The following is a 17,819-nucleotide window of genomic DNA, read 5'->3' as shown; positions in this document are numbered from 1 at the left end:
CTCGATCCCCCGTTTCGACGACGAATGCAAGCCCTGGGAGGGCAACACGATGAACCGCAAGTCCCGTCACGCATCGCGCAGGCTCGAGCGCAGCCTGCTCAGCTGCGCCCTTGCCGGCTGCATGCTGCTCGCCGCGCCGGCGATGGCCCAGTCCACCGCAGGCACCATCCGAGGCCAGGTGATGGCCGACTCGGCACCCGCCGCCCAGGCGCAGGTGACCGCCGTCAACCTCGCCACCGGCCTGACCCGCAGCGTGCAGACCAACGCCAACGGCAGCTACAACCTTGCCGGCCTGCCGCCGGGCACCTACCGCATCCAGGTCGAGGCGGACGGCCAGGCCAGTTCGCAGAACGTGACGCTGGCGGTCGGGCAGACCGCGACGCTCAACCTGGGGGTCGGCGGCGTGGCCGAGGCCGCGCCGGCCGGCGATGCAGTCGACCTCGACGCGGTAGTGGTGACGGGGACGTCGCTGGTGGAAACCAAAACCTCCGAGATCGCGACCTATGTGTCGCAGCGCCAGATCGAGTCGTTGCCCCAGGCCTCGCGCAACTTCCTTGCCTTCGCCGATGTGGTCCCCGGCGTGACGTTCAACACCGGGGCGGAAGGGTCCACGTCGCTGCGCAGCGGGCCCCAGCTGTCGAACGGCATCAACGTCTTCATCGATGGCGTCGGCCAGAAGGACTACGTGCTCAAGGGCGGCATCACCGGCCAGGATTCGAGCCGCGGCAACCCGTTCCCGCAGCTCGGCATCTCCGAGTACAAGGTCATCACCTCGAACTACAAGGCCGAGTACGACCAGCTCAGCAGCGCCGGCATTACCGCGGTGACGCGATCGGGCACCAACGATTTCACCGGCGACTTCTTCTGGGACCGGACCGGCGACGACTGGCGCAAGGCCACGCCCGCCGAGGACGCCGCCGGCGGCAAAGTCCGGTCGAAGGAAGAGCAGTACGGCATCGCGTTCGGCGGTCCCATCGTGCGCGACATGCTGCACTTCTTCGTGACCTACGAGGCCAAGGAGTACAACTCGCCGCGCACCATCACCCCCGGCCGCCAGTTCGCGATCGAGGACCTGCCGCCGGCGTTCCAGGACGCGGCCCGGCAGCCTGCCGCCGTGCCGTTCCAGGAAGACCTGTACTTCGGCAAGCTCAGCTGGACGCCGGGCGAGGCGCACCTGGTGGAACTCAGCTTCAAGCGGCGGGACGAGGAGGAAGTCACCAACGTCGGCAACGGACCCAACCTGCCCGAGCGCGCGACGCTCAAGACGGGCGAAGAGACCCGCGTGGACCTGCGTTACCAGTTCAACACCGAGAACTGGCTCAACGACGCCCACCTGACCTTCGAAGACGCCAACTTCGCGCCGCGCCCCGCGCTGCTCGCGAACGGCATCCTGTTGTACGTGCCGCGCCAGGGGCAGGAAAGCCAGAACAACCCCGAGATGGAGGAAGTGCTGCGCGCGGGCGGCGGTGGCGATTACCAGAACAAGGGGCAGAAGGGCTATTCCTTCCAGAACGACCTGACCTTCTTCGGTTGGGAGGGCCACACCCTCAAGATGGGCGTGAAGTACAAGCAGATCGACATCACCGCCTTCGAGCAGTCGCCCTACAGTCCCCAGTTCCGCTACGACATCGCGCAGGGCGCGAGCGTGCCGTACTTCGTGGAGTTCACCGCACCCGGCAACGGCAACCCGACCACGGTCGAATCCGACGTCTCCCAGCTCGGCCTCTACATCCAGGACGACTGGGAGGTGACCGACAGGCTGACGCTCAACCTCGGCATCCGCTGGGATTACGAGGAAAACCCCGCCTATGAGGAACACGTCACGCCGGACACGCTGTCGAGCCGGCTGCGCGACTACGTCGCGACGCGGCCCAACATCGACTACGACATCGAGAACTACATCAGCAACGGCCGCAACCGCGATTCGTTCAAGGATGCGTTCGCGCCCAGGCTCGGCTTCTCCTACGACCTGACCGGCGAGCAGCGACACGTGATCTTCGGCGGAGCGGGCAGGTCCTACAACCGCAACCAGTTCGATTACCTGTCCTATGAGCAGTACCGCCTGGCCTTCCAGCGCTACCAGTACTACTTCAACACGCCGGGCCACGACTGCACCGACCCGGAACGGCCGAACAGTCCCTGCATCGCCTGGGATCCTGCCTACCTGACGCCGGGGGCGCTGGAGGACCTGATCGTGCCGGGCACCAATTTCGGTGCCGAGGTGTTCCTGATCAACAACGAGCTCAAGACCCCGTATTCGGACCAGTTCAGCCTCGGCATCCGCAACGCGTTCGAACTGCTGGGCCACGAGTGGAACTCGTCGGTGACGCTGCAGCACATCCTCAGCCACGACGGCATCCTCTACCGCGTGGGCAACCGGCGAGAGGACGGCAGCTTCTACCCGCCGGGCGTCGTGTTCGGCAACGCGCCCGGCGCGGACCTGCCGGGCTACAACCGCTTCTTTCTCGGCGACAACGGGGTCGAGACCCGGCTGAACTCGGTGCTGGTGTCGCTGGACAAGGCCTATACCCAGGATTCGCCGTGGGCGGTGGGCCTGGCGTACACCTACAGCGACGCCAAGGAGAACATCCAGAACTCGGGCAACTTCACCTTCGACTACCCGGATCTGGAGGACGTGGCGTTCATCCGCTCGAACGGGATTCCACGGCACAAGGTGGTGCTGACCAGCATCGGCGACTTCCTGGGGCTGACCCTCTCGGGCAAGCTCACCTGGACCAGTCCGCCCGGCAACACAGGCCTGAACTGCTTCGAAGGATTCGATCCGGGCGCCTGCAACGTCGTCGGCCGGTTCGAGACCTATTACTTCGACGACCAGGACTTCTTCCAGCTCGACCTGGCGGCGCAGAAAGAGTGGGACACCGGCGGCGGCATCCGCTTCCGTATCCGTGGCGACATCCTCAACGTCACCAACGAGCGCAACTACAGCGACTTCGGAAACTGGCGCGGCGTGGGCCTGCAGCCCGATGCGAACTTCGGGCAGCGCACCGGCCTCGGGATCGCGGGGCCGATGCGGACCTTCAAGCTGACCATGGGCTTCAGCTGGTAGGACGGTCACGGGCCGGCCGCGCCGCGGCCGGCCCTTCTTTTCGAGCTTCAGAGAAATCGCTTACACAGGCCTCGCCTTGAAGATCTCCAAGACCGCAATCCTGCGCATCCTCCCGCTGCTGCTCCTGCTCGCCGCCTGCCAGCGCGAGGCGCCGCAGCCGGAAGAACCCGCGGTGGCGCCGCCCAAGCCCGGTCCCATCCCGCAGATCGTGCTGCCCGAGCCCGATCCGCAGGCGCAGGAGCCGCAGGGGCCGCCGGAACTTCCCGCGCTGTTCCGCGACATCGAGCGGCGCACCTTCCAGTTCTTCTGGGACACCACCAACGAGGTCAACGGGCTCACGCCGGACCGCTTTCCGTCGCGGCCGTTCGCGAGCATCGCGTCGGTCGGGTTTTCGCTCACCGCGTACCCGATCGGCATCGAGAACGGGTGGGTCAGCCGCACCCAGGCGGTGGACCGCACCCTGGTCACCCTGCAGTTCCTCGACGGCGCGCGAATGGGGCCGCAGGCGACCGGGCGCAGCGGACACAAGGGCTTCTTCTACCACTTCCTCGACATGCAGACCGGGGCGCGCTACGACTCCTGGGTGGAGCTGTCGAGCGTGGACACCGCGCTGCTGCTGATGGGCGTGCTGTTCGCGCAGTCCTACTACACCGGCGACGACGAACGCGAAGCCGAGATCCGCGACCTCGCCGACCGCATCTATCGCCGCGTGGAGTGGCCCTACCTGCAGCAGCGTCCGCCGCTGATCTCGATGGGCTGGTATCCCGAGCGTGGCTTCATCAGCCACGACTGGCGCGGCTACAACGAGGCCATGCTGGTCTACATCCTGGCGCTGGGCTCGCCCACGCATCCGGTGGAGCCCGAGGCCTGGGACGAGTGGACGCGCACCTACGAAGGCGACTGGGGCGTGTTCCAGGGCCAGGAGTACCTGAGCTTCGGCCCGCACTTCGGCCACCAGTATTCGCACGTGTGGATCGACTTCCGCGGCATCCGCGACGAGTACATGAAGAATCGCGGCATCGACTATTTCGAGAACAGCCGGCGCGCGACCTACGCCCAGCGCGCCTATGCAATCGAGAACCCGATGGGCTGGGAAGACTACGGCCCCAATGTCTGGGGGCTGACCGCCAGCGACGGCCCGCAGCGCACGACGCAGGACTACAAGGGCGAGCAGCGCGAGTTCCGCCACTACAGCGCCCGCGGCGCCGGCCTGTCGGACCGCTTCGACGACGGCACCATCGCGCCCACGGCGGCGATCGCGTCGATCGCGTTCGCGCCCGAGATCGTGATCCCCGCCACCGAGGAGCTCTACGAGCGCTACGGCGAGTACCTGTACTCGAGCTACGGCTTCCTCGACGCGGTGAACCCGAGCTTCAAGTACGACGTGCCGCTCAAGACCGGGCGCCTGATCCCGGGCCGCGGCTGGGTCGCCAGCGATTACATCGGCATCGACCAGGGCCCGATCCTGACCATGATCGCCAACTACCGCAACGACTTCGTGTGGAAGGTGATGCGCGGCAACCCCTACATCCGCAAGGGCCTGGAGCGTGCAGGTTTCACCGGCGGCTGGCTGGCGCCGCCGGGCGAGCCCGTGACCTCCGGCGAGCCCGATCCGGAGGCCGCCGCGGCCAGCGACATCGGCATGGCCCAGTCGCGCGCGCGCGAGGAAGAGGAGAAGGCGCCGGCCGAGCCGCGTGCCTCCGATCCGCCGCCGCAGTAGGCGGTCTGCCAGAATGACCGGCAGTGCAGTCGGCCGGCCGGCGCCGGCCGCGTGCCCTGGATACGGAGCCTGGTGTTCGATGGGATCGCGATGGCCAATCCTGCTTGCGCCGCTGCTGGCGCTGCTGCTCGGCGCCTGCACGCGCGACACGGGCACCACCGTCGTGCGCTTCTGGGCCATGGGACGGGAGGCCGAGGTGGTGGGCGAACTGCTGCGCGACTTCGAGCGCGAGCATCCCGGCATCCGCGTCGAACTGCAGCAGATTCCGTGGACGGCGGCGCATGAGAAGCTGTTGACCGCTTTTGCGGCGGACGGCCTGCCCGACGTCTGCCAGCTGGGCAATACCTGGATCGCCGAGTTCGCCACGCTCGATGCGCTGGAGCCGGTGCAGGGAAGGGTGGACGCTTCGCCGGTGATCGACCAGGACGACTATTTCCCCGGCATCTGGGCGACCAACGTGGTCGACGGGCAGCTGCGCGGTGTGCCCTGGTACGTCGACACGCGCCTGCTGTTCTACCGCAAGGACCTGCTGGCCGAGGCCGGGATCGACACGCCGCCGCGGACCTGGGCGGAGTGGGAACGGGCGATGGAGGCGATCGTGCGCGCGGCCCCCCCGGGGCGCCACGCGGTGCTGCTGCCGGTCAACGAATTCGAGCCGCCGCTGTCGTTCGCCCTGCAGACGGGCGATCCGCTGTTGCGCGAGGACGACGGACGCGGCAACTTCAGCGGTCCGGGCTTCCGCAAGGCGCTCGCGTTCTATGCGCGCATCTTCGAGAACGGCTGGGCGCCGCGCGTGTCGGACACGCAGATCTCCAACGTCTGGGACGAGTTCTTCCGCGGCTCGTACGCGTTCTACCTCTCGGGTCCCTGGAACATCCGCGAGTTCCGGCGGCGGCAGCCGCCGGCGCTGGCCGATGCCTGGGGCACGATGCCGTTGCCCGGTCCGGAGGGTCCAGGCGCGGGCATCGCAGGCGGTACCAGCCTGGTGCTGTTCCGGTCGGGGTCGGACAAGGACGCTGCCTGGCAGCTGGTCGAGTACCTGTCCCGCCCCCGGGTGCAGCAGCGCTTCCATGCCCTGATCGGCGACCTGCCGCCCCGGCGCAGCGCCTGGGACGACCCCGCGCTGGCCCGGGACGCGCTGGCGGCGGCGTTCCGCGACCAGCTCGAGCGTGTGCGGCCCACGCCGCAGGTGCTGGAATGGGAACGTATCGCCCAGGAGATGCGCCTGGCGACCGAGCGCGTCGTGCGCGGCGGACAGTCGCAAGACGCAGCGGTGCGCGAACTGGATTCGCGCGTGGATGCGATCCTGGAAAAGCGCCGCTGGGTGCGCGAGCGGGAGCAGGGTAGGCCGCACGCGGAGGCGGAGGATGCGGCCGTCGTCCGGTCGTCGCCGGAGGCGGACGATGCGACGTGATCTGGCCGCATGGACCTTCGTCGCGCCGGCGTTGCTGGTGCTCGGCCTGTTCTTCGGCCTGCCGGTGGCGTCCGCGCTGCTGCTGAGCCTGACCGATTTCGATCTCTATGCGCTGGCCGATCCGGCGCACCTGCGCTTCGTGGCGCTGGGCAACTACGTCGACCTGCTGCGCACGCCGCTGTTCTGGAAGGCGCTGGGCAATACCGTCTACTTCGTCGCGGTCGGCGTGCCGCTGTCGATCGCGGTGTCGCTGGGCGCGGCGCTGCTGCTCAACTCGCCGCTGGCGCGGATGCGCGCGCTGTTCCGGACCGCGCTGTTCGCGCCCGTGGTGACCACCCTGGTCGCCGTGGCGGTGATCTGGCGCTATCTGTTCCACACCGGCTACGGCCTGGTGAACTGGGCGCTGGGCCACGTGGGCCTCGGACCGGTGGACTGGTTCGGCGATCCGCGCTGGGCGATGCCGACGATCATCATGTTCGCGGTGTGGAAGAACTTCGGCTACAACATGGTGATCTTCCTGGCCGGGCTGCAGGCGATCCCGCAAGACCTGTACGAGGCGGCGCGCATCGACGGCGCCTCGCGCTGGCGGCAACTGCTGCACATCACCCTGCCGCAGCTGGGGCCGGTGCTGCTGGTGGTCGGCGTGATCACGGTGTCGGGCTACTTCCAGCTGTTCGCCGAGCCCTATGTCATGACCCGCGGCGACCCGCTGCAGAGCACGGTCAGCGTGCTGTACTACATGTTCGAGGAAGGCTTCAAATGGTGGACGCTGGGCCGTGCCTCGGCGGTGGCATTCCTGTTGTTCCTGATCATCCTCGGCACGACCGCGCTGCTGCTGCGCGCCGGGCGTCGCAGGGAGATGGTATGAGCCTGGTCGGTCGTACGCGCCGCGAGGCGCTGCAGGTGAACGGCGCGCTGCTGGTGCTGGCCGCGCTCAGCCTGGCGCCGCTGCTGTGGATGCTGTCGGTCTCGCTGATGGCCCGCGGCGAGGCCAGCCACTTCCCGCCGCCGTTCCTGCCGGCGCGGGCCACGCTGGACAGCTATCGCGAACTGTTCGGCAGCACCGGCATCGGTCGCAACTTCGGCAACAGCCTGCTGGTCTCGCTCGCGATCACGGTCCTGTCGCTGCTGCTCAACACCATGGCCGGATACGCCTTCGCCAAGCTGCGCTTCGCCGGCCGCGAGCGCCTGTTCCAGCTGCTGCTCGCCGCCCTGGTCGTGCCTGCGCAGGTGGCGATGCTGCCGCTGTTCCTGCTGATGAAGCAGCTGGGACTGGTCAACAGCTTCTGGGGCGTGATCGTCCCGGCCATGGCCTCGGTGTTCGGCATCTTCCTGGTGCGCCAGTACGCGCGCAGCATTCCCGACGAGCTGATCGAAGCCGCGCGCATCGACGGCGCGGGCGAGCTGCGCATCTTCTTCCAGGTGGTGCTGCCGCTGCTCAAGCCGGTACTGGTGACGCTGGCGACCTTCACTTTCATGGGCGCCTGGAACGATTTCATGTGGCCGCTGATCGTGCTCACCGACCAGGAGCATTACACCTTGCCGGTGGCCCTGGCCGCACTCTCGCGCGAACACATCATGGACGTCGAGCTGATGATGGCGGGCGCGGTGGTGACGGTGCTGCCGGTGCTGGTGTTGTTCCTGGCGCTGCAGCGCTATTACATGCAGGGGCTGCTGCTGGGGAGCGTCAAGGGATGAGCGGGATGGACGCGAGAGACGTGGGCGTGGCGGGGGGACGGGCATGAGCGGTGGGCGACGGATGGCGGCGTCCGGTGTCGTCCGGTGGCTGGCGGCCGCCTTGCTGTGCGCCGCGGGCCCGCTCGCCGCCCAGGCGCTGCCCGACCTGTTTCCTGTCGGCCCCACGCGCCTGCTCGACGGTTTCGAAGACCCGGCACCATGGCGCGTGGTGGCCTCGGACCAGGTCAGCGGCAGCATCCGGCCGGTGCCAGGCGCCGACGGGCAGGCGCTGTGCCTGGATTACGATTTCAACGGCGTGTCGGGACATGTCGGACTGCAGCGCGACCTGCCGATGGTCTATCCCGACAACTACCGTTTCTCGTTCCGACTGCGCGGCGAATCGCCGGACAACGACCTGCAGTTCAAGCTGGTCGATGCCAGCGGCGACAACGTCTGGTGGGTGAACCGGCCGCGCTACCGGTTTCCTCGCCAGTGGACGGAAGTACGCTACCGCAAGCGCCATATCGACAAGGCCTGGGGGCCGGATCCCGATCCGGCTTTGCGCGAAAGCGCGCGGCTCGAGTTCACCGTCTACAACAATGCCGGCGGCCGCGGCAGCGTGTGTTTCGACAGCCTCGCGTTCGAGCCGCTGCCGCCGGAGGATCGCAGCCCGCTGCGGGCCAGCGCCATCGCCACCGCGGGCGATGCGGCGCTTGCGGTGGACGGCCTGACCGCCACCGCCTGGAGCGCGGACGTGTCGCCCGTCGTGCCGCAACGGCTGGTGCTCGACCTGGGAAGCGTGCGCGAGTTCGGCGGGCTGCGCCTGCGCTGGGAGCGCGGGTTGCACGCCTCGCGCTACCGCGTTTCGCTGTCGGAGGATGGCGAGGCGTGGCGCGACGTGCGCCAGGTGGAGCAGGGCGATGGCGGCGACGACTGGCTGGCCCTGCCCGAATCGGAAGCGCGCTACATCGCGCTGGATTTCATCGACGGCCCGGGACGACGCTTCACCCTGGGCGAGGTCGATGTGCGGCCGCTGGCCTTCGGCGCCACCGGCAACGACTTCATCGGGGCGATCGCGGCGCAGTCGCGCAAGGGCCTGTATCCGCGCGGATTCAGCGGCGAGCAGCCGTACTGGACCATCCTCGGGATCGATGGCGGCACCGCGCAGGGCCTGATCGGCGAGGATGGCGCGATCGAGGTCGCGCGCGGCGGTTTCAGCATCGAACCCTTCGTGCTCGTCGATGGCGCGCTCGCCACCTGGCACGACGTGCGCGCCAGGCAGTCGCTGCTCGACGCCTACCTGCCGATCCCGACCGTGCACTGGGCGCGCGAGGATCTTGCCCTGGACGTCACCGCCTTCGCCCACGGCGAGCCCGCCGGCTCGCGCCTGGTCGCGCGCTACCGGCTCTCGAACCCGGGCGGCAGGGCACGCGACTACACCCTCGCGCTGGCGGTGCGGCCGTTCCAGGTCAATCCGCCGAGCCAGTTCCTCAATACCCGGGGCGGCGTCAGCCCGATCCGGACGCTGTCCATCGACGGCGGCACGGTGTCGGTGGACGGACGCGAGCGGGTGTTCGCCAAGCAGCTGCCCGACGCGGCGTTCGCCACCACGTTCGATGCGGGCATGGCGGTCTCGCACCTGGAGGCGCGCGGGCCACCGGCCTCGCGCAGCGTGGTCGACCCGACCGGGCTGGCCTCGGGCGCGCTGCTGTACCGCATGCGCCTGGCGCCCTGGGAGACGCGCACCGTCGAGATCATGGTGCCGCTGACCGGCAGCGCCGCGCTCGCCAGGCGCTGGTGGGATGCAGCGACGCTGCAGGACGAGGTCGCGACCGGCTGGCGTGGGCGGCTCGACCAGGTGTCGCTGCGCGTCCCGGCCAGGGTCCAGCCGCTGGCCGACACGCTGCGCACGTCGCTGGCGCACATGCTGGTCTCGCGGGTGGGACCGCGCCTGCAGCCCGGCACGCGCTCGTATTCGCGCAGCTGGATCCGCGACGGGGCCATGATCTCGGAAGGGCTGCTGCGCATGGGGCGGCCGGAGGTGGTCCGCGAATACCTGGAGTGGTACGCGCCGTACCAGTTCGACAGCGGCAAGGTGCCGTGCTGCGTCGACGATCGCGGCAGCGACCCGGTGCCGGAGAACGACAGCCATGGCCAGCTGATCTTCAACATCGCCGAATACTGGCGCTACACCGGCGACGACGCGTTCCTGGCGCGGATGTGGCCGCACGTGGAGGCCGCGTTCGGCTACATGGAGCAGCTGCGCCTGTCCGAGCGCACGACGGCCAACCGGCGCGTCAATCGCGCCTTCTACGGGATGATGCCGGCCTCGATCAGCCACGAGGGTTATTCGGCCAAGCCGATGCACTCGTACTGGGACAACTTCTGGGCGCTGCGGGGCTACAAGGATGCGGTGCAGGTCGCGCAGGCGCTGGGCCGCGAGGACGATGCCCGGCGCATGGCCGCCGCGCGCGACCAGTTCCACGCCGACCTGATGGACTCGCTGCGCGCCGCCACCCGCGCGCACGGCATCGACTTCCTGCCGGGCGCGGCCGAACTCGGCGACTTCGACCCGACCTCGACGACCATCGCGCTTGCGCCCGGAGGCGAGCAGGCGCGATTGCCGCAGGACCTGCTCCACAACACCTTCGAGCGCTACTGGGGCCATTTCACCGCGCGCCGCGACGGCAGGCTGGACTGGAAGGACTACACGCCCTACGAGTGGCGCAACGTCGGTGCGTTCGTGCGGCTGGGCTGGCGGGGGCGCGCGAAGGAAGCGCTGGACTGGTTCTTCGCCGACCGCGCGCCGCAGGCCTGGAACCAGTGGGGCGAGGTGGTTTCGCGCACGCCGCGCAAACCGTTCTTCCTGGGAGACCTGCCGCACGCCTGGGTGGCCTCGGACTTCGTGCGCGCGGCGCTGGACATGTTCGCCTACGCGCGGGAACGCGACGATGCCCTGGTGCTGGCGGCGGGCGTGCCGGCCGACTGGCTGGACGGCGAGGGCGTCGGCATCTCGGGCCTGCGCACCGCGCAGGGGCCACTGGCCTACCGCCTGCGGCGCGACGCCGACGGCCTGCTGCTGGAGGTCGACGACACCGGCCTGCGAATGCCCGCCGGTGGCCTGGTGCTGCCGTGGCCGCTGGACGGCGCGCCGGGCGGGTCCGTCGTCGAAGCGGGCGAGGCGGAACTCGACGACGGCGAGCTCCGGATCACCGCGCTGCCGGCGCGCGTGCGGGTCGGGCGACAGGACTAGGACGGTGACAGGCATCATCGCAACCGGGTTGCAGGGCATGCGCTGCACGGCGGCTCCGCAGCGAACGACGGCGCTCCTGCCTGGAAGGATCGACGTGCGATCCGCCCCGGCCGGGCGCAGGCACGCAAAGCGGTAGACGCGCATGCACGACCCGCCCGGCCACCCGTTCCCGCTCTGGCCACTGCCGGCGGCGATCGCGCTGCTGTTCACCGGCGCCGCGCACCTCGGCCTGTGGCTGTCGATCCGCCACGGGCATGTGGAGGCCTGTCTTCCGGTCATCGAGGGCTGCACCTCGATCAGCCGCGCCGCGCGCCACGGCCTGGCCAATCATGTGTTCCGCCTGCTGGTGCTGCCCTGCGCGCTGCTGGTGGGGCTGCACTGGTGGCTGGCGGCGCGCCGGCTCGGGAGCCGCTGGCGCGACGTGGCCTGGCTGGGCGGCGTCGCGGCGCTGGCGCTGGCGGTGTACGCCACCTTCCTCGGCACCGATGGCGAGGCCTACCGCTTCCTGCGCCGCTATGGGGTGGTCTGCTTCTTCGGCTTCGGTTACCTGGCGCAGCTGCGCTTCCTGCACGGCGTGGCGGGCGGAAAGCAGCCGGGCGACGGCATCGTGCGCGCGATGGTCGCGGTCAGCGTCCTGATGCTGCTGCTCGGCGTCGCCAGCGTTGCCGCCACCGCGCAGATCGCGGACGACCACTGGAGGGACCGGATCGAGAACGCGCTGGAATGGCAGCTGGGCTGGCTGCTGGCCGCGTGGTACGGACTGCACGCGGCGCTCTGGCGCCGGCAGCGGGTGCGGCTGGCGCCCGCTTGAAGCAGGCGGGTCGTGGCAGTCGCGCGGCGATTGCCGGTCGTGCGATCAGGAACGCGCGGCGGCGATGATCGCGGCCGCCTTCGCGGCGCTCTCGCGGACCTTGGTCCAGTCGCCCGCGGCCAGCCAGTCCTTCGGCACCATCCACGACCCACCGACGCACAGCACGTTCGGCTGGCCGAGGAACTCGGCGGCGTTGGCTTCGCTGATGCCGCCGGTCGGGCACAGCTTCAGTCCGGCCAGCGGGCCGGCCAGGCCCTTGAGCATCGCCAGTCCGCCCACCGCGTTGGCGGGAAACAGCTTGCAGCAGCGGAATCCGTGGGCCATCAGCTGCAGGAACTCGGTGGGCGTGGCGCCGCCGGGCACGGCCGGGATCGACGCGCGCGCCAGCGCTTCGGCCAGCGGGGCCGGGGTGCCGGGCGTGACCAGGAAGTCGGCGCCGGCATCGACCGAGCGTGCGATGTGTTCGGCGGTCAGCACCGTCCCGGCGCCGATCACGATGCCGGGCAGTTCCTTCTTGAGCGCGGCCAGGGTCTCCAGCGCGGCGGGCGTGCGCAGGGTGAGCTCCAGCGAGGTCAGGCCGCCCTCGAGCAGGGCCTCGGCGATGCGGCGGCCCTGGTCGACGCTGTCGGCGGTGATCACGGGCAGGATGCCGGCCTGGCGCAGCAGCTGTTCGGCACGGGTCTGGAGCGATTCGATGGTCATGGGCACGGTCGAAGAAGGGGCGGCGTTCGGGTGTTGCGTCCGGTGGACGACGCGCTCAGGCGTCGCGGAACTCGTGCGGGGCGAGCGCCGCGGCCTGCGGGTCGTCGCCGAGCTGGTATTCCTGGTCGTATTCCCAGGGACCGCCGTCGCGGGCGGGCGGACCGCAGGAAATCGAAAGTGCGCCCTGGTCGGCCGGCGCCACCATCGCCCGGTTGAAGGCGAACAGGTTGCGGCCGATGTCCCAGGCGCAGTGCGAGGTATTGGGCGCGAGTTCGCGCGCGGCCCATTCGGCCGGGTCGACCAGGGCTTCCAGGGTGCCGGCCTCTCCGTCCAGGCGCACGATGTCGCCCTCGCGCAGGCGCGCGATCGGGCCGCCGCGCGCGGCTTCCGGGGTGAGGTGGATGGCGGCCGGAATCTTGCCCGATGCGCCCGACAGGCGGCCGTCGGTCACCAGCGCCACCCGGCGCCCCTGGTTCTGCAGCATGCCCAGCAGCGGCGCCAGCGAATGCAGTTCCGGCATGCCGTTGGCCTTGGGCCCCTGGTAGCGCACCACGGCCACGAAGTCGTGCGGCAGCAGTCCCTGCGCGTGCAGCTTGTTGAGCGTGCGCGGATCGTCGACGACCACGGCGGGCGCTTCGATCGTGCGGTACTCGGGCTTGACCGCCGAGAGCTTGATCAGCGACCGGCCGAGGTTGCCGCGCAGCAGGCGCAGGCCGCCCTGGGCCTCGAACGGCGCGGATGCCGGCCGCACCACGTCCTCGTCGGCGCTGGTGGCGGGAGCGGGCAGGAAGCCCAGCGCGCCGCCGGCGAGGGTGGGCTCGTCGCACCAGGCGCGCATGCCGCCGGGCAGGATGGTCTCGACGTCGTCGTGCATCAGCCCTGCGTCCATCAGTTCGCGGAACACGAAGCCGATGCCGCCCGAGGCCTGGAACCGGTTCACGTCGGCCTCGCCGTTGGGATAGACGCGGGCCAGCAGCGGCACCACCTGCGACAGCGCGTCCATGTCGTCCCAGGTCAGCATGATGCCGGCCGCGCGCGCCACCGCCGGCCAGTGGATGGTGTGGTTGGTCGAGCCGCCGGTGGCCATCAGCGCCACCACGGCGTTGACGATCGCGCGCTCGTCGATCAGGCGGCCGAAGGGGCGGTAGTCGTCGCCCAGCGCGGAGATCTCGAGCGCCCGCTCGGTCGCGGCCAGGGTCAGCGCGTCGCGCAGCCCGGTGCCGGGATTGGCGAACGAACCCGGCAGCTGCACGCCCATCGCCTCCAGCAGCACCTGGTTGGAGTTCGCGGTGCCGTAGAAGGTGCAGGTGCCGGGCGAGTGGTAGGACGCGGCCTCGGCCTCCAGCAGCTCCTCGCGCGTGGCCTCGCCGGCGGCGTAGCGCTCGCGCACCTCGGCCTTCTTCTTGTTCGGGATGCCCGGCGTCATCGGCCCGGCCGGGATGAACACCGCCGGCAGGTGACCGAAGGCCAGCGCGCCGATCAGCAGGCCCGGCACGATCTTGTCGCAGATGCCCAGGTGCACGGTGGTATCGAACATGTCGTGCGAGAGCGCGATCGCGGTGCCCTGGGCGATCACGTCGCGCGAGAACAGCGACAGCTCCATGCCGGCACGGCCTTGGGTGACGCCGTCGCACATCGCCGGCACGCCGCCGGCGACCTGGGCGGTGGCGCCGAGCAGGCTGGCGTGCGCGCGGATCAGCCCGGGATAGGTCTCGTACGGCTGGTGGGCCGACAGCATGTCGTTGTAGGCGGTGACGATGCCGAGGTTGGGCGTCGCGCCGCCGCGCAGGCGCGACTTGTCGGACGGTCCGCAGGCGGCGAAGCCGTGGGCCAGGTTGCCGCAGCTCAGGCGGGTGCGGCTGGGACCAGCCTGGCGCATCGCCTCGATGCCGGCCAGGTAGGCCGCGCGCGAGGCGCGGCTGCGCTGGCGGATGCGTTCGGTGACGGCATGCAGTACGGGATGCAGTGTCATGGGCTTGGGGGCTGTCCCTGGCTGTGGCGCGCGGATCGGCCGATCACGGGCACCAGTGGATGTGCAGCGGCGCGCCCGGGGTGAGGAACGCGGTCCGCGCCGGGTATTCGAGCGGGTCGTCGCCGGCGAGCACGCGCTCGAGCAGCTTGCGCTTGCTCTCGCCCCGGATCAGCAGCAGGCGCGTATGCGCCGGCTCCAGGCCCGCGGGAGTGAGGCTGATGCGGCGCAGGAACTTGCCCGCGCCCGGGCAGCCGGTGGCGTCGACCGCGACGTAGGGCGCGCGCGACTGCAGCGCGCCCTCGAGGTTCTGCATGCGCGGGAACAGCGAGGCGGTGTGGCCATCCTCGCCCATGCCCAGCACGACCACGCCCGGCGGCGTCTGCGCGTGCAGGTTGGCCGCGCTCACCGCTTCCTCAATGCTGCGGCCGGGGCGGGTGATGCTCTCGAAGCGCGCGGCGGCGGCGCGGTCGCGCAGCAGCGATTCGCGGATCAGGCGCGAGTTGCTGTCCGGGTCGTCGGGCAGCAGCCAGCGTTCGTCGACCAGGGCCACGTCGACGCGCTCCCAGTCCAGCGGCGCCTTGGCCAGCGCTTCGTAGACCGGGGCGGGGGTGCTGCCGCCGGACAGCAGCAGGCGCGCGCGCGGCTTGTCCTGCAGGTCGCGGCCGAGCACCGAGGAGATCGCCACCGCCGCGCCCCAGGTCCACTGGGTCAGGGACTCGTAGGCATGCATCTGCACTGGCACGCGCTGCGCTCGGCCGCCTGCCGCGTCTGGCTGCTGCGCGCTCATTGCGGCGCGACCCCGCGCGTTTCGCTGCGGGCGATGGCGGCGGCGCCGAGCAGGCCCGCGTGCGGATGCAACACGGCCATCGACGGCACCCGGGCCATGGCCGGCGAGAACCGGCCCTTGTGCTCGAAGCGCTGGCGGAATCCCGAGTGCTGCAGGGCGTCGAGCACCTTGGGGACCAGGCCGCCGGTGAGGAATACGCCATCCCAGGCGCCGAGGGTCAGGACCAGGTCGCCCGAGACCGCGCCGAACACCGCGCAGAACACGTCGACCGCGCGCATGCAGCGGGGATCGCCGGCCTGCGCGCGCGCGGTCACGTCGGCCGGCTGCAGCGGGCCCGGATCCTCGCCGGCGATCTCGCTCAGCGCGCGGTGGATGTTGACCAGGCCCGGCCCGCAGATCAGGCGTTCATTGGACACGCGGCCGAACTGTGCGGACAGCTGGGCCAGGACCTCGAGTTCCTCGGGCGTCCCGGGTGCGAAACTGGCGTGGCCGCCCTCGGTCTCGAGCGGGAACTGCCGGCCGTCGCGGATCACCAGCGCGCCCACGCCCAGGCCGGTGCCCGGCCCGAGGATGGCGTAGGTGCGGTGCTGCGGTTCGCGCTCCGGCGTCCAGGTGGCGCCGCCGATGGGCACCACGTCGCCGGGCTGGAACAGCGGAATGGCCATCGCCTGGGCGGCGAAATCGTTGACCAGGCTGACGCGCTCGAACCCAAGCTGGGCCTGCGTGCGCCGCCGGCAGATCACCCAGGGATGATTGGTGATGCGCGCCTCGTCGCCGTCCACGCGCCCGGCCACCGCGAACACGCCATGGCGGATGCCCGCTTCGGCCTGGCCGGTCTCGACCAGGTAGTGGCGGGCGGTATCGGCCAGCGAGGGGAAGTCGGCGACGGCGAAGCGCTGCACGCTGTCGACCAGCAGCGGCGAGTCCGCGTCCGGGTCGGCCAGGGCGAAGCGGGCATTGGTGCCGCCGATGTCCGCCAGCAGGATCCGCGTCGCGCTCATCCGCGGCTGCCCGCCTTGCCGACGGTGCGCGGCAGGAAGCCGGCCGCGCCCGCGGGACCCCAGGATCCGGCAGGGTAGTCGTGCACCGGCGTGCCGGCCTGGGCCCAGGCGCTGCTGATACTGTCGATCCAGCGCCACTGCGCCTCGACCTCGTCGTCGCGCACGAACAGGGTCTGGTCGCCCTTGAGCGCGTCGATCATCAGCCGCTCGTAGGCGATGCGGCGCTTGGGCGGCAGCATCGCCAGGTCCAGCGACATCGGCAGCAGTTCGGTTGCGCCCCACTCGGGGGCCGCCAGCGAACCCATCAGGCCCAGTTCGATGGTCTCTTCCGGCTGCAGGCGCATGCGCAGGCTGTTGGGGCGCGCGTTGTCGCGGTCGGGGCGGTCGAACACCCAGTGGGTGACCGGCTTGAAGTTGACCAGCACCTCGGTGGTGCGCGAGGGCATGCGCTTGCCCGTCACCAGGCGGAAGGGCACGCCGGCCCAGCGCCAGTTGTCGATCCATGCGCGCAGGCCGACGAAGGTTTCGACAGCGCTGTCAGCCAAAAAACCTTTCGCGGCCGAGCCTTCGACGACGCCGGCCGTATAGCGGCCGCGGATGCTGTCGTTGGCGACCTCGGCGGCGGTCATCGGACGCAGCGCGCGCAGCACCTTGCGCTTCTCGTCGCGGATGCTGTCGGCATCGAGCGCGGCGGGCGGCTCCATCGCCACCAGCGCCAGCAGCTGCAGCATGTGGTTCTGCACCATGTCGCGCAGCGCGCCGTATCCGGCGTAGTAGCCTTCGCGACCATCGACGCCGGCGGTTTCGGCCACCAGGATGTCGACCGACTCGATGCAGCGGTTGTCCCACACCGCCTCGAGCAGGGTATTGCCGAAGCGCAGCGCCAGCAGGTTCTGCACCGGTGCCTTGCCCAGGTAATGGTCGATGCGGAAGATCCTCGACTCATCCAGCGCCGACTTGAGCGTCGCGTCGATCTCGCGCGCCGAGGCCAGGTCGTGCCCGATCGGCTTCTCCAGTACCAGGCGAGAGGGCGCGTCCAGCAGGCCGGCGGCCTTGAGGCCCAGGCAGGCGGATTCGAACAGGTTCGGCGGTGTCGACAGGTAGCTCACCGCGGGCCGGTCGGCGTAGCGCGAGAGCGTTGCCGCCATGCCGTCGACGTCGTTGAGGTTGAGCGGGTGGTAGCTGATCCGCCCCAGCAAGTTGTCCAGCGCACCGTTGTTGCGCGCCTCGCCGCCGATGCGCTCGCGCAGCCAGGCGCGGAAGCCCTCGTCGTCGTGCTCGGTGCGGCCGATGGCCACCACGCGGAACGACTCGGGCAGCAGCCGGTCGCGCAGCAGATGCAGGAGGGAGGGGAACAGGTAGCGTTGAGCCAGGTCGCCAGTGGCGCCGAACAGCAGGAGTGAGTCGTGCATTGA

At 70.2% G+C, this 17,819-nt stretch carries 12 protein-coding genes; 7 read left to right on the top strand and 5 right to left on the bottom strand.

All coding sequences use genetic code 11. The annotated features are described in order from the left end of the window. Positions 1–49 precede the first annotated feature (49 nt). The 7 genes from ACFQ2D_RS03815 (at position 50) to ACFQ2D_RS03785 (ending at position 11,942) form a co-directional block, all read left to right on the top strand. A complete protein-coding gene (locus ACFQ2D_RS03815) occupies positions 50–3,067 on the top strand; it encodes a TonB-dependent receptor (RefSeq protein ID WP_280940964.1) in 3,018 nt (1,005 codons plus the stop codon). A gap of 76 nt (positions 3,068–3,143) precedes the next feature. After that, positions 3,144–4,787 (top strand): glucoamylase family protein, encoded by a 1,644-nt coding sequence (locus tag ACFQ2D_RS03810; RefSeq protein ID WP_280940808.1) that lies wholly within the window; start codon positions 3,144–3,146, stop codon positions 4,785–4,787. Positions 4,788–4,866: 79 nt separating this feature from the next. Continuing rightward, positions 4,867–6,201: a sugar ABC transporter substrate-binding protein gene (locus ACFQ2D_RS03805; protein WP_280940809.1), complete on the top strand. Its 1,335-nt coding sequence runs from the start codon at positions 4,867–4,869 to the stop codon at positions 6,199–6,201. Then, positions 6,191–7,069 (top strand): carbohydrate ABC transporter permease, encoded by an 879-nt coding sequence (locus ACFQ2D_RS03800; RefSeq protein WP_280940810.1) that lies wholly within the window; start codon positions 6,191–6,193, stop codon positions 7,067–7,069. The genes ACFQ2D_RS03805 and ACFQ2D_RS03800 overlap by 11 nt, the downstream gene beginning before the upstream one ends. Further along, on the top strand, positions 7,066–7,899 hold the full coding sequence (locus ACFQ2D_RS03795) for a carbohydrate ABC transporter permease (RefSeq protein ID WP_280940811.1): 834 nt from the start codon (positions 7,066–7,068) through the stop codon (positions 7,897–7,899). Before ACFQ2D_RS03800 ends, ACFQ2D_RS03795 begins: the two co-directional genes overlap by 4 nt. A gap of 43 nt (positions 7,900–7,942) precedes the next feature. Further along, positions 7,943–11,131, top strand: coding sequence for a discoidin domain-containing protein (locus tag ACFQ2D_RS03790; protein ID WP_386795523.1), 3,189 nt, complete (start codon positions 7,943–7,945; stop codon positions 11,129–11,131). 142 nt (positions 11,132–11,273) lie between these two features. Continuing rightward, on the top strand, positions 11,274–11,942 hold the full coding sequence (locus ACFQ2D_RS03785) for a hypothetical protein (RefSeq protein WP_280940812.1): 669 nt from the start codon (positions 11,274–11,276) through the stop codon (positions 11,940–11,942). Between the two features lie 45 nt (positions 11,943–11,987). Here the strand turns inward: ACFQ2D_RS03785 and eda are convergent, their stop codons facing one another. The 5 genes from eda to zwf are packed head-to-tail and all read right to left on the bottom strand — an operon-like array spanning position 11,988 to position 17,816. Then, the gene (eda, locus tag ACFQ2D_RS03780) at positions 11,988–12,644 is read right to left on the bottom strand and encodes a bifunctional 4-hydroxy-2-oxoglutarate aldolase/2-dehydro-3-deoxy-phosphogluconate aldolase (protein ID WP_280940813.1); all 657 of its coding nucleotides are present in this window, start codon (positions 12,642–12,644) and stop codon (positions 11,988–11,990) included. 55 nt (positions 12,645–12,699) lie between these two features. After that, positions 12,700–14,616 carry a phosphogluconate dehydratase gene (gene edd, locus ACFQ2D_RS03775; RefSeq protein WP_280940814.1) on the bottom strand — a complete coding sequence of 639 codons (1,917 nt, stop codon included), beginning with the start codon at positions 14,614–14,616 and terminating at the stop codon, positions 12,700–12,702. 43 nt (positions 14,617–14,659) lie between these two features. Continuing rightward, a complete protein-coding gene (gene pgl / locus ACFQ2D_RS03770) occupies positions 14,660–15,346 on the bottom strand; it encodes a 6-phosphogluconolactonase (protein WP_386795551.1) in 687 nt (228 codons plus the stop codon). A gap of 53 nt (positions 15,347–15,399) precedes the next feature. Next, entirely contained in the window at positions 15,400–16,404 is a 1,005-nt protein-coding gene (glk, locus tag ACFQ2D_RS03765) for a glucokinase (protein ID WP_280940816.1), read from the bottom strand. After that, positions 16,401–17,816 carry a glucose-6-phosphate dehydrogenase gene (zwf, locus tag ACFQ2D_RS03760; protein ID WP_280940817.1) on the bottom strand — a complete coding sequence of 472 codons (1,416 nt, stop codon included), beginning with the start codon at positions 17,814–17,816 and terminating at the stop codon, positions 16,401–16,403. Before zwf ends, glk begins: the two co-directional genes overlap by 4 nt. Positions 17,817–17,819 lie beyond the last annotated feature (3 nt).

The sequence above is a fragment of the Luteimonas composti genome, from assembly GCF_042678665.1.
In the GTDB taxonomy this organism is placed as follows: domain Bacteria; phylum Pseudomonadota; class Gammaproteobacteria; order Xanthomonadales; family Xanthomonadaceae; genus Luteimonas; species Luteimonas composti.
Note: the sequence above shows the minus strand (reverse complement) of the source record. Positions and strands in the feature narration are given on the sequence as shown.